The organism is Halomonas sp. IOP_6, assembly GCF_021151565.1.
In the GTDB taxonomy this organism is placed as follows: Bacteria; Pseudomonadota; Gammaproteobacteria; order Pseudomonadales; family Halomonadaceae; genus Vreelandella; species Vreelandella alkaliphila.
In genome coordinates this window covers 430,978-444,548 of sequence record NZ_JAIRBO010000001.1, presented here as the reverse complement: position 1 = coordinate 444,548, position 13,571 = coordinate 430,978, and the positions used below count along the sequence as shown (strand labels likewise).

12 protein-coding genes are annotated in these 13,571 nt (G+C 50.9%); 11 read left to right on the top strand and 1 reads right to left on the bottom strand.

Going from position 1 to position 13,571, the window contains the following annotated elements; translation table 11 throughout:
• Window positions 1-14: 14 nt before the first annotated feature.
• From K7H08_RS02080 to acpS, 9 genes are all read left to right on the top strand, one after another.
• A complete protein-coding gene (locus K7H08_RS02080) occupies window positions 15-461 on the top strand; it encodes a SoxR reducing system RseC family protein (RefSeq protein WP_120386796.1) in 447 nt (148 codons plus the stop codon).
• Window positions 462-541: 80 nt separating this feature from the next.
• Window positions 542-1,960, top strand: a complete 1,419-nt coding sequence (locus tag K7H08_RS02075; protein ID WP_038485193.1) for a DegQ family serine endoprotease — start codon at window positions 542-544, stop codon at window positions 1,958-1,960.
• A gap of 191 nt (window positions 1,961-2,151) precedes the next feature.
• The gene (gene lepA / locus K7H08_RS02070; protein ID WP_038485191.1) at window positions 2,152-3,969 is read left to right on the top strand and encodes a translation elongation factor 4; all 1,818 of its coding nucleotides are present in this window, start codon (window positions 2,152-2,154) and stop codon (window positions 3,967-3,969) included.
• Window positions 3,970-3,984: 15 nt separating this feature from the next.
• Window positions 3,985-4,788, top strand: a complete 804-nt coding sequence (gene lepB / locus K7H08_RS02065) for a signal peptidase I (RefSeq protein ID WP_038485188.1) — start codon at window positions 3,985-3,987, stop codon at window positions 4,786-4,788.
• 61 nt (window positions 4,789-4,849) lie between these two features.
• Window positions 4,850-5,542 (top strand): ribonuclease III, encoded by a 693-nt coding sequence (gene rnc, locus K7H08_RS02060; protein ID WP_009722084.1) that lies wholly within the window; start codon window positions 4,850-4,852, stop codon window positions 5,540-5,542.
• Entirely contained in the window at window positions 5,539-6,438 is a 900-nt protein-coding gene (gene era, locus K7H08_RS02055) for a GTPase Era (RefSeq protein ID WP_038485185.1), read from the top strand. The genes rnc and era overlap by 4 nt, the downstream gene beginning before the upstream one ends.
• Before the next feature lie 8 nt (window positions 6,439-6,446).
• Window positions 6,447-7,139, top strand: a complete 693-nt coding sequence (recO, locus tag K7H08_RS02050; RefSeq protein WP_231657090.1) for a DNA repair protein RecO — start codon at window positions 6,447-6,449, stop codon at window positions 7,137-7,139.
• A gap of 35 nt (window positions 7,140-7,174) precedes the next feature.
• Window positions 7,175-7,993: a pyridoxine 5'-phosphate synthase gene (gene pdxJ / locus K7H08_RS02045; protein WP_038485179.1), complete on the top strand. Its 819-nt coding sequence runs from the start codon at window positions 7,175-7,177 to the stop codon at window positions 7,991-7,993.
• A gap of 1 nt (window position 7,994) precedes the next feature.
• Complete coding sequence (acpS, locus tag K7H08_RS02040; RefSeq protein ID WP_038486891.1) at window positions 7,995-8,372, top strand: holo-ACP synthase; 378 nt, start codon at window positions 7,995-7,997, stop codon at window positions 8,370-8,372.
• Window positions 8,373-8,404: 32 nt separating this feature from the next.
• Here the strand turns inward: acpS and K7H08_RS02035 are convergent, their stop codons facing one another.
• Entirely contained in the window at window positions 8,405-11,104 is a 2,700-nt protein-coding gene (locus K7H08_RS02035) for an ATP-binding protein (protein ID WP_231657089.1), read from the bottom strand.
• 91 nt (window positions 11,105-11,195) lie between these two features.
• Here K7H08_RS02035 and cysM point away from each other — a divergent pair, with 91 nt between their 5' ends.
• Both cysM and K7H08_RS02025 read left to right on the top strand, forming a co-directional pair.
• The gene (gene cysM / locus K7H08_RS02030) at window positions 11,196-12,092 is read left to right on the top strand and encodes a cysteine synthase CysM (protein ID WP_231657088.1); all 897 of its coding nucleotides are present in this window, start codon (window positions 11,196-11,198) and stop codon (window positions 12,090-12,092) included.
• The gene (locus tag K7H08_RS02025; RefSeq protein WP_231657087.1) at window positions 12,093-13,559 is read left to right on the top strand and encodes a TRAM domain-containing protein; all 1,467 of its coding nucleotides are present in this window, start codon (window positions 12,093-12,095) and stop codon (window positions 13,557-13,559) included. It begins immediately after the preceding gene.
• Window positions 13,560-13,571 lie beyond the last annotated feature (12 nt).

Genomic DNA, 13,571 nt, shown 5'->3' with positions numbered 1-13,571 from the left:
CCAGGTACATCGTTGTGAACACTACAGATTGCAATGCTATCGTACGCTCAGGCACCGTCATTGCTCACTCTGGAGCAGGATTAGTGGTAGATGTGTCGAGCAGTGTCGCTTGTCAGCAGTGTGCTGAAGGGCGTGGATGTGGCGCAGGGCTGTTAGCTCGCCGTCAACCACGCACCGTCATTGATCCGGGTGGTTTGCCCTCGCAATATTCAAGCCTTTATCCAATAGGTAGCTCAGTTTCGTTCACCGTTACTAAAAGTGATGTAAATATTCTGGCGCTGCTCGTTTATGCATTGCCTCTCCTATTTACCATCATCATTACGGGTACGGCGTCAGGAATGGGGGCGAGTGATGGGGTTTGTGCGATGCTATTTTTTAGTACGTTAATTGGCTCTGTCGTCATCCTGAAATATCTACTACGCGGACGAGTGGAACGCTTCCGCCCGCGTCTGGTCAGTTAATACTCCTGTAACTCGCTGAGAGTTGCACTCCCTTGTGTTTAGTACGTGGTTAGTACTTTTGCTTGATTAGGAGCTGTTGCATGAAGCGCTTGGTTTTTCCTTCCGCACTTTGGTTGTGCTTTATTGTATTTTTGTTCGTTGGGCAAAATGCCCACGCGCAGAACTTGCCAGACTTTACCAAATTGGTAGAAGACGCTGCCCCTGGTGTGGTCAATATTTCTACTAGCAGGACGATTCAGCGTAGCTCTGGGCCTTCTATTCAAGGGTTCGGTGGCCAGGATATCCCCGAAATATTCCGCCACTTTTTTGGCGATAGTTTTCCTACGCCTCCCCCTAGTCGAGGGCCAAACCGCAGTGAAGAGCGCCAGTCACTTGGTTCTGGTTTCGTCATTAGTGCGGATGGTTACGTGCTGACGAACGCTCACGTGGTTCAAGATGCTGATGAAATTCTTGTGCGATTAAACGATCGTCGAGAACTAACCGCAGAGCTAGTGGGTAGCGATACGCAAACAGATGTTGCGCTACTGAAGGTGGATGCCAACAATTTACCGGTGCTTGATCTGGGCGACTCCGATGAGTTAAAAGTCGGTGAGTGGGTGGCTGCCATAGGCTCACCCTTTGGTTTTGACCATTCTGTATCTGCTGGCATTGTGAGTGCTATTAACCGCACGCTGCCTCGTGATGTTTATGTACCCTTTATCCAAACCGACGTTGCCATTAATCCAGGTAATTCCGGTGGCCCCTTATTTAACCTTGAAGGGGAAGTCGTCGGTATTAACTCACAAATACTTACGCGTAGCGGTGGCTTCATGGGGCTCTCTTTTGCTATTCCCATTAATGTCGCCATGGACGTGGCTGACCAGTTACGTGAAGACGGACATGTGAATCGTGGATGGTTAGGCGTAATGATTCAGCCTGTGTCTCGTGATCTTGCTGAGTCGTTTGGCATGGAGGAAGCCATTGGCGCGCTGATTGCTGACCTAGATCCGGATGGGCCCGCGGCGCAAGGTGGTCTTCAAGCAGGGGATGTCATTATTGCAGTGAACGGTGAAGAGGTTGATCGTTCCAGCACGTTACCGCGTCTGATTGGTCGCGTTGCTCCTGGCAGTGATGTGGATTTAACACTGATGCGCGATGGTGAAGAGGTGACCGAAACGCTTGAACTGGGTAGCTGGCCTGATTCAGAAGCTGGTCATAGCGATAGTTCGAGCAGCAATAATCAGGTTCGTCTGGGTGTGGCTGTGGTAGAAGTTGATGAGGCAACCCGTGAGCGCCTAAATATTGGTGGTGGCGTGGAAGTGCGTCAGGTTGACCCCGACAGTGTTGCCTCGCAAGCGGGGCTACGTGTGGGCGATATATTAGTCAGCATTGACCATCGCAGCGTTGCTTCAGCAGATGAGCTGTTGAGAATTGTTGAAGAACTGCCAGATGATCGTGCAATTCCATTGCGCTTGTATCGAGATGGACGCTCGCTATTTGTGGCATTACGTCTAGAGTAATCCACTGATTGTCTCTCCAGTCCGGCGGTTCTCGCCGGACTGCTGTTCCTATCCCGCGCATATCGCTACAATAGCGCTTATCTTTTTGACGAACATTGGCAAAGTAGTCGTGCGGCAATCTTTATTGCCTGCGCATATTGGCTCTATAAAGCCAGCTACACCTTGCACACCCATAAGGCAGAACACACTCGATGTCTCAAGACGTTTCCAGCGGAAAGCTCAAGCACATACGCAACTTCTCCATCATCGCGCATATTGATCATGGTAAATCGACGCTATCAGATCGTTTGATTCAGACCTGCGGCGGTTTGACCGAGCGAGAGCTTAAGGAGCAAGTGCTCGACTCCATGGATATTGAGCGCGAGCGTGGTATTACCATCAAGGCGCAGTCCGTCACGCTTGACTACACGGCTGCAGACGGTGAAGTCTATCAACTCAACTTCATTGACACGCCTGGGCACGTGGACTTCTCTTACGAGGTGTCGCGTTCTCTATACGCCTGTGAAGGGGCGCTGTTGGTGGTAGACGCCGCACAAGGCGTGGAGGCTCAATCGGTTGCCAACTGCTACACCGCAATTGAACAAGGCTTGGAAGTACTCCCCGTACTTAACAAGATTGATTTGCCCCAGGCTGACCCTGATCGTGTCGCACAGGAAGTCGAAGAAATTATCGGTTTGGATGCCACCGATGCCTGCCAAGTGTCGGCTAAAAGCGGTATCGGCATCGACGCCTTGTTAGAGCGGTTAGTGCGGGATATTCCGCCTCCTAAGGGTGACCCAGAAGCACCTTTGCAAGCGCTCATTATCGACTCTTGGTTCGATAACTATCTTGGGGTTGTCTCGCTAGTGCGCTTATTCGACGGAACATTGCGCAAAGGCGACAAAATCCGCATCAAGTCCACAGGACGTGATTGGGGGGCCACCGAGGTAGGGATCTTTACACCGCTTCGCAAAGAGACCAATATTCTGCGCGCTGGTGAAGTAGGCTTCATTGTCGCTGGCATTAAGGAGATCCACGGAGCACCGGTGGGCGATACAATCACCCACACCAAAACCCCTGATGTTCCCCGCTTGCCTGGTTTCCAAAAAGTGAAACCGCAGGTATATGCAGGTATGTTCCCGGTTAGTGCCGATGACTACGAAGACTTTCGTGACGCGCTTGAGAAGCTTGCGCTCAATGATGCTTCTCTTGAGTATGAACCGGAAAACTCGGATGCATTGGGCTTTGGTTTCCGCGTCGGCTTCCTGGGTACGCTGCATATGGAGATCATTCAAGAGCGCTTAGAGCGTGAATATGATCTTGATCTGCTGACTACAGCGCCGACAGTGGTGTATGAGCTCGCCATGAAAAACGGCGAGATTCAATACGTATCGAACCCCTCGAAATTGCCTGATATGGCAGACGTTGATGAGATGCGTGAACCCATCGTGCGCGCCAGTATTCTGGTTCCTCAGGAGTATGTTGGTAACGTGATTGCTGAGTGTGAGCAGCGCCGCGGTACGCAATTAGATATGCAGTTCCTGGGTAATCAGATCCAGTTAACCTATGAGCTGCCCATGTCAGAAGTGGTCATGGATTTCTTTGATCGTTTGAAGTCTATTTCTCGTGGTTATGCATCACTTGAGTACAACTTCGAACGTTTTGAAGCGGCTAAGTTGGTTCGCCTGGACGTGCTGATCAATGGCGATAAAGTTGACGCACTGGCCGTCATTATCCACCGTGACCATGCGCATAACCGTGGTCGCTTGCTAGTGGAAAAAATGAAAGAGCTGATTCCGCGGCAAATGTTTGATGTGGCTATTCAAGCCGCTATTGGTGGCCAGGTTGTTGCGCGTTCAACAGTCAAAGCGCTGCGTAAAAACGTGACGGCCAAATGTTACGGCGGTGATGTAAGCCGTAAGAAGAAACTATTGGAAAAACAGAAGGCCGGTAAGAAACGGATGAAACAGGTGGGGCGTGTTGAAATTCCCCAGGATGCCTTCCTTGCTGTGCTCAAGGTAAACGACTAGGGATACTTACCCCACATGGATTTTTCATTACTACTGGTGATCGCCGTTGCACTTTCTGGGGCAGTATATTTGCTGGATGTGCTTTGGTTTAGACCTAAGCGGCGTGAGCGATTAGCCACTGCTGAAGCAGCTACCACGGAAGGCTTGGATGAAACAACGCGAGAGACATTGCTAAAAGAACCGTGGCCGATTGATTACTCCCGCTCTTTTTTTCCAGTTCTGCTGGTGGTGCTTGTCGTACGGAGCTTTATTGTTGAGCCGTTTCAAATTCCATCTGGATCAATGAAGCCGACGCTTGAAGTGGGTGACTTTATCTTGGTGAATAAGTTTGCCTACGGCCTGCGATTACCGGTGCTGCACAGCCGTTTTTTAGAGGTTGATGATCCTGAGCGCGGAGACGTGATGGTGTTCCGCTTTCCAGAAGAGCCGTCGGTCAACTTTATTAAACGTGTGGTAGGGTTGCCGGGCGACCGTATTCGTTATGAGGGGAAGCAACTGTATGTGAACGGTGAACCCATCAATAAAACTTTAATTGAAGAAGGTCCCGCGCTTTCGCCACAGCAACTATTATTGGAAGAGCAATTAGGTAGCATTAGCCACTATATATATAATAACCCCCGTGATCCTGGCCCCCAGATGCGTGAAGTGGTTGTTCCGGATGGGCACTATTTCACCATGGGTGATAATCGTGACCACTCCAACGATAGCCGTTATTGGGGGTTTGTTCCTGAAGATAATATTGTTGGAAGAGCATTTGCTGTTTGGATGCATTGGGACGGTGGCTTGCCTAGCTTTACCAGCGTGCGGCGTATTGAATGAAAAATAGTTTAGAAATTGTTAATGCTGTCATATTAGTTAACGTCAACGACGTAGGAGCACTGTGAGTAATTCCTTAACCGCTTTTTGCCGACGAATCGGCCATACCTTCGGTGACCCAACGCTGATGGAACTGGCCATGACCCATCGTAGCTACGGTGGTCGTAACAATGAGCGCCTGGAATTTCTGGGTGACTCTATCGTCAATTTTGTAATCGCTGAGGCGCTTTTTCAACGTTTCCCTCAGGCTAGGGAAGGACAGTTATCACGTCTTAGAGCGCGTTTGGTAAAAGGGCAGACATTGGCTGAGTTGGCTCGAGAAATGGAGTTCGGCGAATGCTTACGGCTTGGTTCAGGAGAAATGAAGAGCGGCGGGCATCGCCGCGAATCCATTTTGGCTGATGCAGTAGAAGCTGTAATTGGCGCTATTTATTTAGATGCGGGCATGGACGTAGTTCGTCAACGTGTGCTGGCATGGTACGCCGAGCGGCTTGAAAATATTTCGCTACAAGATACCCAAAAAGATCCCAAAACACGTCTGCAAGAATTTTTGCAATCGCGTCAGGCAGCGTTGCCACGCTATGAAGTAGTCTCTGTAAAGGGGGAGGCGCATGCCCAGACCTTTACCGTGGAGTGCTACATTGATTTGCTAACCGAGCATACCACTGGTAAAGGTCCCAGCCGCCGCCATGCTGAACAACAGGCAGCTGAAGAAGCGCTATTCCACCTTGAAAAAACACCTGGAGACAAGTCATGAGTCAAACCTGCGGCTTCGTGGCCATCGTTGGGCGGCCCAACGTAGGCAAATCAACCCTCATGAACCGGATTCTAGGGCAAAAGATCTCTATTACTTCGCGTCGCCCTCAAACCACGCGGCATCAGGTAATGGGCATTAAGACGGTAGAAGAGACACAGTTCATCTATGTTGATACGCCTGGCATGCACATCATGTCAAAAGACCGCAATAAAGCGATCAACCGCTTTATGAATCAAGCGGCAACACAGGCGTTGCGTGATGTTGACTGTGTGGTGTTTATTATCGACCGCACCCGTTGGACGGATGAAGATCAAGCCGTGCTAAAGCGGCTTGAGCACGTGAAAGCACCGGTGATTCTAGCGGTCAACAAGGTAGATCGCTTAAACGATAAAGGTGACTTGTTACCCTGGTTAGCTGAAGTAGGTGCACGTCGTGAGTTTGCTGCGGTTGTACCTATTTCTGCCAAGCATGGCACCCAAGTGGATACGCTCGAACAGGAAGTTGCCAAATACTTACCAGAGAGCGTTCACTTTTTCCCAGAAGATCAAATCACTGACAAGAGCTTGCGCTTCATGGCGGCTGAGTTGGTGCGTGAAAAAGTCATGCGTCAGCTTGGTGATGAACTGCCGTATCAAATGACCGTGGAAATCGAAGAGTTCCGTGAAACCGAGCGTGTGACCCATATCAGTGCCTTAATTCTGGTCGAACGTCAGGGGCAAAAGGTTATCTTGATCGGTGAGAATGGCGAGCGTATTAAAAGCATTGGTCGCGAAGCCCGCCTAGATATGGAGCGTGCCTTGGGTACCAAGGTAATGCTCAATCTATGGGTAAAAGTGAAGCGCGGCTGGTCTGATGACGAGCGGGCATTAAAGAGCTTGGGCTACGATCTCGATTGAGTGCTTCCATGTCGGCAGAGCCAGCGTTTTTACTGCATCGCAGGCCTTACCGTGAAACCAGTGCGCTGGTGGATTTGTTAACCCTTAACCATGGCCGTATCCGCGCCGTTGCCCATGGAGGGCAGCGGCCAGGTTCTAAGTCGCGTCAACGGCTGCAACCCTTTACCCCTTTGTTTGTGTCTTGGCGCGGCGAGCGTGAGCTAAAGCGATTAATGCTGATGGAGTCGCGAGGCCAGACGGCACTGCTAGCCGGAGAAGGGTTGCTCTGCGGCTTATATGCCAATGAAATAGCCACGCGTCTACTGCCTTTGGAGCTTGCAGCGCCAGAGGTTTTTGCATTTTATAGCGCGCTTTTAGAAGCATTGCCAACACCGGCAAACCGCGCCTTGGCGCTGCGACGTTTTGAATGGGCGCTGTTGGAGACGCTTGAGGCAACGCCGCGTTTTTGTACCTACGATGGCGGTGCTCTCGATCCTCAAACGCGTTATCGATTTGATGCAGCAAGTCGTGCTTTTGTACCTGCTGAGCAGGGCATCGAAGGCCGCACGCTGCGCTATATTGATCAAGGCGATTGGCAGCCCATTGGCTTAGCAAGTGCATTAAAAGCGGTTATGCGGGCAGCACTTGCGCCTCATTTGGGCGCGACTGCTTTACGTTCCCGAGAACTAATGCTCGATTTGGCCCGCCGCCGACAGCGCTAGGTGGGCATCTTGATATCACTTATTGGAGACACGTGATGCATCCTCCGAGGATTTTATTAGGCGTTAACATCGATCACATTGCGACGCTACGTCAAGCGCGCGGTACTCGTTACCCTGACCCTGTTCAAGCGGCACTGCTAGCAGAAGAAGCCGGCGCTGATGGCATCACGGTTCACCTGCGTGAAGATCGTCGCCATATTCAGCCTAGAGACGTTCGCCTATTGGCAGAAGTGCTTAATACGCGCATGAATTTAGAGATGGCTGTCACTGAAGAAATGCTAGTGCTGGCTGAGGAAATACGCCCGGCGCACGTGTGTTTAGTACCAGAAAAACGTGAAGAGCTAACCACTGAAGGTGGTTTGGACGTTGTGGGTGGTTTTGATCATATTGCCAATGCCTGTCAACGCTTAAGCGCAGCCGGTTGCGACGTGTCTTTGTTCATCGATCCTGATAACGCACAAATTGATGCTGCCATTCGTGCAGGGGCACCAACGATCGAACTTCATACCGGAGCCTATGCAGAAGCAAAACCTGGCAGTACGGCTGCTATTGCTGAATATGAACGCCTGAGTACAGCGGCCATTCACGCTGTTTCTGCTGGCTTAGTGGTTAATGCTGGGCATGGCTTGCACTACCACAACGTTGAGGCGATTGCTGCGCTGCCGGGTGTTAATGAGCTCAATATTGGTCACGCCATTATTGCTCGAGCTCTTTTTGTCGGCTTGAAGGACGCCATTCAAGAAATGAAACGCTTGATCATTGCTGGTCAGGAAGCTGGATTAATGGCGGCGTTAGATGCTCATGAGCATGAACATGAGCACGAACACAAGCATGACGGTTGCTGTAGCCACTAAGATGATTGTCGGAATTGGATCGGATATCGCCCGTGTCGAGCGCTTTGCTAAGGCAGTAAAGCGTCATGGGCCACGCTTTGCCCAGCGAATTTTAGGCCCTGAAGAGCAAGCTGTGTGGCAGACAAAAGGTCATCCCGCTAGCTATTTGGCAAAGCGTTTTGCGGCGAAAGAAGCGTATGTTAAAGCGCTTGGGCTTGGCCTGAGAAGCGGTATGCAATGGGGCGATATTCAGATTCTCAATGATTCACTTGGTAAGCCAAGCCTGCAGCTAAGTGGTGAGGCGCTTCGTCTATTTCAAGCTAGCGGCGCCTCGGCTACTCATATAACGCTCAGTGATGAAGCAGATTACGCGGTGGCATTTGTGGTACTTGAACGTTAGTACTTGAACGTTAGTACTTGAGCGCTAACGGACTAGCGCTGATTCAAGGTGCTTCGCTGCTCCCTGAGGCGTTTGATGGCGGCATACAGCTTATCAAGTAAATTTTCAGCCTGTTCCAAGCCCCCGGTGCGTAAACGTGTCTCCAACGTTTCGACCGTTAGCGCGAGCTCGGGTGCTCCGCAGTAACGGCTGGCACCATTGAGCGCATGAACATGATCGAGCAAGACCGTCAGGTTGTTTTCTTCGAAAGCGCTGTGAATTTGCTGTTCGCATTCACTTAGGCTATCGATCAGTCGCTTTAGCTGCTGTTTGGCGAACTCGGGGTTGCCGCCTGCTAGTCGCGTGCCCAGCTCAAGGTCAATGACGGATAACGAGGCGGGTGTATATCCAAGAGCAGGGGCTTTTGGGGTCGCCTGTAGCAGCGGACTGATTGGCAGCGTAATACCCAAGAAGCGTTGTAACTGCTGTTGCAGCTGAGTTTCATTGATAGGCTTCACCAATACGTCGTCTAAACCCTCCACAAGCCACTGCTGACGTTCATCGCTTAGCACGTGTGCGGTCACGGCAATAATTGGGCAGCGCGCCCAGCTATTATTAATGCGCCGCAAAGCCTGGGTGGTTTGAACACCGTCCATATCAGGCATACGAATATCCATTAGCACCATGTCTGCTTCGTTCTGGCGTGCGTAATCCAACGCTTCCTGGCCGCTGGCAGCTAATACAATGTTGATATGCTCATTTTCGAGCATGGCTTTTAATAGTTCGCGGTTGGGCGCATTATCGTCAACGATCAGAACCGTGAATGTTGACGAAGGAAGTACTTTAATCGTTTGTGCGTTGGCAGAAATAGTGGTTGTGACAGGTTCTAATAGTTGTTTGAACGTGGCAACCAATTGAGTTCTGGTAAATGGTTTACACAGTATATCCCCCCCATTAGGAAGCTCCCAGTGAGGCAGTTCAAAGCTAGTGGCGTTTGCAAGGATGAGTGTTGGGCAGGGCGCTTGAGCAATTACTGACTGCCAATACGTCTTTCGCTCACCGATGAAGTCATCATGATCTAGGCTCAGCAGTAGCAGCTGTTCGTTGCCAGATTCAATAAAAGAGACGGCAGTTGCGCCCCAGCGTTCCATTAAGTGTTCCAACACATTGCGAGTGGGTAGATGGGGCTCATGTAAACGAACAATTGAGCCGTCGAGTGAGAGTTCCTGCGGCCGTTCCTTGGTCATGTCGGCAAGTAGCGGCAACGTAAATGAGAACGTCGCACCTTCTCCAGGCTCGCTATCAACTGAAATCTCTCCGCCCATTCGTTGAACTAATTGCCTGCAAATCGTCAGCCCTAAACCACTACCGCCAAATTGTCTGGAGTGACTAGGATCTGCCTGGGAAAAGGCACTAAATAGCTGCTTTTGTTGTTTATCGTTCAAGCCAATGCCTGTGTCACTAACGCTAATTCGCAGCACGACATGCTGGCCCTCCTGACTGTCCAGCATGGCACGAATGATGATTTCTCCCTTCTGGGTAAATTTCAGGGCATTGCTGGTCAAATTATTGAGGACTTGATGGATGCGTAGCGGGTCGCCGCGAAGCGTTGACGGCACATCGTCATAAACCATCGCCACTAAATGCAGTCGTTTGCGTTGAGCTTCAGGTGCATGAAGGCCAACAACTTCATCCATCAGCGACACAAGATCGATATCGACTTCTTCTAACGTCAGCCGGTCGGCTTCTAGTTTCGAGAAGTCCAACACATCATTGACTAGCATCAACAGGTTATCGCACGCACGGTGCACGTGTTCTAGCCATTCTTTCTGCCGAGCGTCGAGAGATGAGCGGCCTAATAAACGGCAAAAACCGATGATGCCATTTAAAGGGGTGCGGATTTCGTGGCTCATATTAGCCAGAAATTCGGACTTCACTGCATTCGCGCGTAGAGCGCTTCGATGAGCAAGATCGAGTTTGATATTTTGCTCTTCAATCGTCTCCATGGACTCTTGTAGTTCACTGGTCGCTTGCTCGATTTGGCTTTGCATATCATGCTGAGCTTGCCGGAAATGTTCCGCTAACCCATTGATATGTTCTGCCAGTTGCCGAAACTCAGTAGGGCGGGCAGCCACCATATAAGGCCGGTAGTCCCCCCGGGATAGGCGATAAAGCGCTTGGTTCGCCTCTTCAATTGGACGAGTAGCGTAGCGGCTGATCGCAAACGCGACTAAAAAAAGCAGCAGCCCAAGCAGCATGCCGCCTAAGCTAAGACTGGCAATGAGCTTATAGCGCTCCAGTTTAAGCGTGCGTATGTCCATTTCGGCTTCAAGCCAGCCAGTATTAGCGAGATTAGATGGTTGGCCGTAAGACGTGGTTAAAGGTACCTGTAAACGCCAAATAGCTTCATCCATGGTGAGTGTCGTAGCATTGGGGGCATTTAGGCGAGGTGGTGGAGGTATCGAATATCCCAGTACCAATAAGCGACTCCCTTGCTCGTCGAAAAGCGTCACCGCACGTAACCCTTTGTGCTCCAGAAGCTGTCTGGCAATGGCTTCTAAACGAGGCAGGTCGCCATCTAACATGGCGTTACCCAGGCTTGGTGCCAGTAATTCACCGGCGCTAACTAAGCGCTCTTCTAGCATGTCATGGCCGGTGGTCTCGCTTTGCATCACCAACAATAGTGCCATGACGGCATAGACAAGAAGCGGAAATCCGAGTAACGCAAAAAGTAAGCGCGTGTTTAAAGACATGAGAGAAGCTCGTTGATTCAATGAGGTTGCCTGTCAAGCTAACGGCAGCACCGATATAATGCAGCATAATGGTGATGATAAGGAATGTACGATGAATTATCCGACGCTCGAAGATGTGGTTGGCAATACGCCACTGGTTCGTTTAAAGCGCATAACGGCTGGTCGTAATAACACGCTTCTAGCCAAGCTAGAAGGCAATAACCCTGCTGGTTCGGTGAAAGATCGCCCGGCACTCTCTATGTTAAGTGAAGCTGAAGCACGGGGCGATATTGTTCCAGGCGATACGCTGGTGGAAGCAACCTCGGGTAATACGGGTATTGCCCTGGCCATGGCCGCTGCTATCAAAGGCTACAAAATGACGCTAATCATGCCTGAAAACGCTTCTGACGAGCGTAAGCAGGCTATGGCGGCTTACGGTGCCACATTGGTTTCGGCGAGCAAAGAAGGCGGGATGGAAGAGGCGCGAGATATTGCTGATGCGATGATTGCGAGAGGCGAAGGTAAACCGCTAAACCAATTTGCTAATCCAGATAACCCGCTTGCGCACTATCGCACAACGGGACCCGAAGTATGGCAGCAAACTGGCGGTGAAGTGACGCATTTTGTCAGTTCAATGGGGACAACTGGCACCATCATGGGGGTGTCACGCTATCTCAAGGAACAAAACCCAGCGATCCAAATTGTCGGTTTACAACCGGAGGATGGTGCGAGCATACCGGGGATTCGTCGTTGGCCAAAAGAGTACCTTCCGTCGATTTTTGAAGCACCAAGGGTTGATATTACCCTTGACATCGGTCAGCAAGAAGCAGAAGCCCACATGCGCCGCTTGGCTCGTGAAGAAGGTATTTTTGCCGGGGTGTCGTCAGGTGGCAGTTTGGCTGGAGCATTGCGTATCGCAGAGCAAACTGAGAACGCGGTCATTGTCTTCATCGTTTGTGACCGAGGCGATCGCTACCTTTCCACAGGCTTATTTGCCCCGGAGTTATAGATGGCCATGTTGGGTAAGCGGAGGCCATCTCGCCCCGCCTCGGGACACTCAGGGCTAGTTCGCCAACCAAGCCGTAAAACTGAGTCAAAAGATGATATCTCGACAACGCTGGTGGTTGAGCGTTTAGCTCATGATGGTCGTGGTGTAGCGCATAATATCGAGGGAAAAACAGTCTTTATTGATCAAGCGCTTCCCGGTGAGCATGTCGATGTAGCGATACACGTGACGCGCAAGCGGTATGACGAAGCGCATATAAAAAATCGGCTCACCTCTTCAGAACAGCGGGTTGAGCCTCCCTGTGCTTACTTTGGGCAGTGCGGAGGCTGTGATTTACAGCATCTTAATCTTACTGCACAACGCCAGCATAAGCGCGACGTTGTCACCGAGCTAATGGCGCGTCAGGGCCTTACGCTAGGTCCTATTGCTGCGTTAGATGGTAGTAGCGAGCACTACCGACGTCGCGCCCGTTTGGGGGTTAGGGTAGATGGTCAGGGGAATGTTCTACTGGGGTTTCGAGCACCCAACAGCCACCGATTAGTTGATATTGAGCAGTGCCATGTGCTGGTGCCAGCGCTGAACAAATTGATTCTTCCGTTACGGCAACTGCTGGCAACATTAGCCTCGCCCCGTCTCGTTGGCCATGTCGAATTACTGGCGACCGATGAGGCGACAGTCGTGCTAGTGCGTCAGTTAAAAGCCCATGATCAAGATAGAGCTCGCTGGCAGCAGTTTGCGGAACAGCAGCAGGTCTCGCTCGGCACTTGGTTAGGGCGGGAAACACCTGTTTTGCACTGGAATGGTGCACACGGAGGCGCTACACCCGTTCTACAAGAAGTGCTTAATCTTGATGAACTCGGAATTCAAAGAGCGAGTTCACCCACAAGTGAACACTGTTTGTCGGGTGATAAAGCATCCAGCCTAGTGACGTTACGTTTTTCACCAGGTGACTTTTTACAGGTAAATGCTGAGGTTAACCAAAAGATGGTAGCCCAGGTGGTAGCATGGTTAAAGCCAGCGCCGGGGCAACAGCTCGTAGATCTCTTTGCAGGGATTGGTAACTTCAGTTTGCCGTTAGCCGCCGCAGGAGCAAAGGTGCTTGCTGTAGAGGGCAATCCAGCGATGGTGGAGCGAATTACCGCTAACGCTGATGCTAATCTACTGGATGTGCATGCCCAGCAAGCAGACTTAAGTGACGCCAAAAAGGTGCAAATGCTATTGAGCGAGCATCAGCAAATTGATGCGATTGTGCTGGATCCGCCGCGCAGCGGCGCAGAAGCAGCTTGCCAAGTATTAGGTAGTTACAATGTACCACGGGTGGCCTATATTTCTTGTGACCCGGCAACGCTTGCTCGCGATGCGGCACATCTTGTGCATGCAGGTTATCGCGTCAAGCAAGTAGCAGTGGCCGATATGTTTTTACACACTGCTCACCTGGAAACGCTGATGCTATTTGAATACGAGGGCTAGCCTGCCCATTGC

Excerpts from the sequence above, each read along its gene's own strand:
- cysM (WP_231657088.1), top strand. The coding sequence starts at position 11,196 with ATGAATTATCCGACGCTCGAAGATGTGGTTGGCAATACGCCACTGGTT.
- lepB (WP_038485188.1), top strand. The coding sequence starts at position 3,985 with ATGGATTTTTCATTACTACTGGTGATCGCCGTTGCACTTTCTGGGGCA.
- acpS (WP_038486891.1), top strand. The coding sequence starts at position 7,995 with ATGATTGTCGGAATTGGATCGGATATCGCCCGTGTCGAGCGCTTTGCT.
- era (WP_038485185.1), top strand. The coding sequence starts at position 5,539 with ATGAGTCAAACCTGCGGCTTCGTGGCCATCGTTGGGCGGCCCAACGTA.
- K7H08_RS02075 (WP_038485193.1), top strand. The coding sequence starts at position 542 with ATGAAGCGCTTGGTTTTTCCTTCCGCACTTTGGTTGTGCTTTATTGTA.
- K7H08_RS02025 (WP_231657087.1), top strand. The coding sequence starts at position 12,093 with ATGGCCATGTTGGGTAAGCGGAGGCCATCTCGCCCCGCCTCGGGACAC.
- K7H08_RS02035 (WP_231657089.1), bottom strand. The coding sequence starts at position 11,104 with ATGTCTTTAAACACGCGCTTACTTTTTGCGTTACTCGGATTTCCGCTT.
- lepA (WP_038485191.1), top strand. The coding sequence starts at position 2,152 with ATGTCTCAAGACGTTTCCAGCGGAAAGCTCAAGCACATACGCAACTTC.
- pdxJ (WP_038485179.1), top strand. The coding sequence starts at position 7,175 with ATGCATCCTCCGAGGATTTTATTAGGCGTTAACATCGATCACATTGCG.
- recO (WP_231657090.1), top strand. The coding sequence starts at position 6,447 with ATGTCGGCAGAGCCAGCGTTTTTACTGCATCGCAGGCCTTACCGTGAA.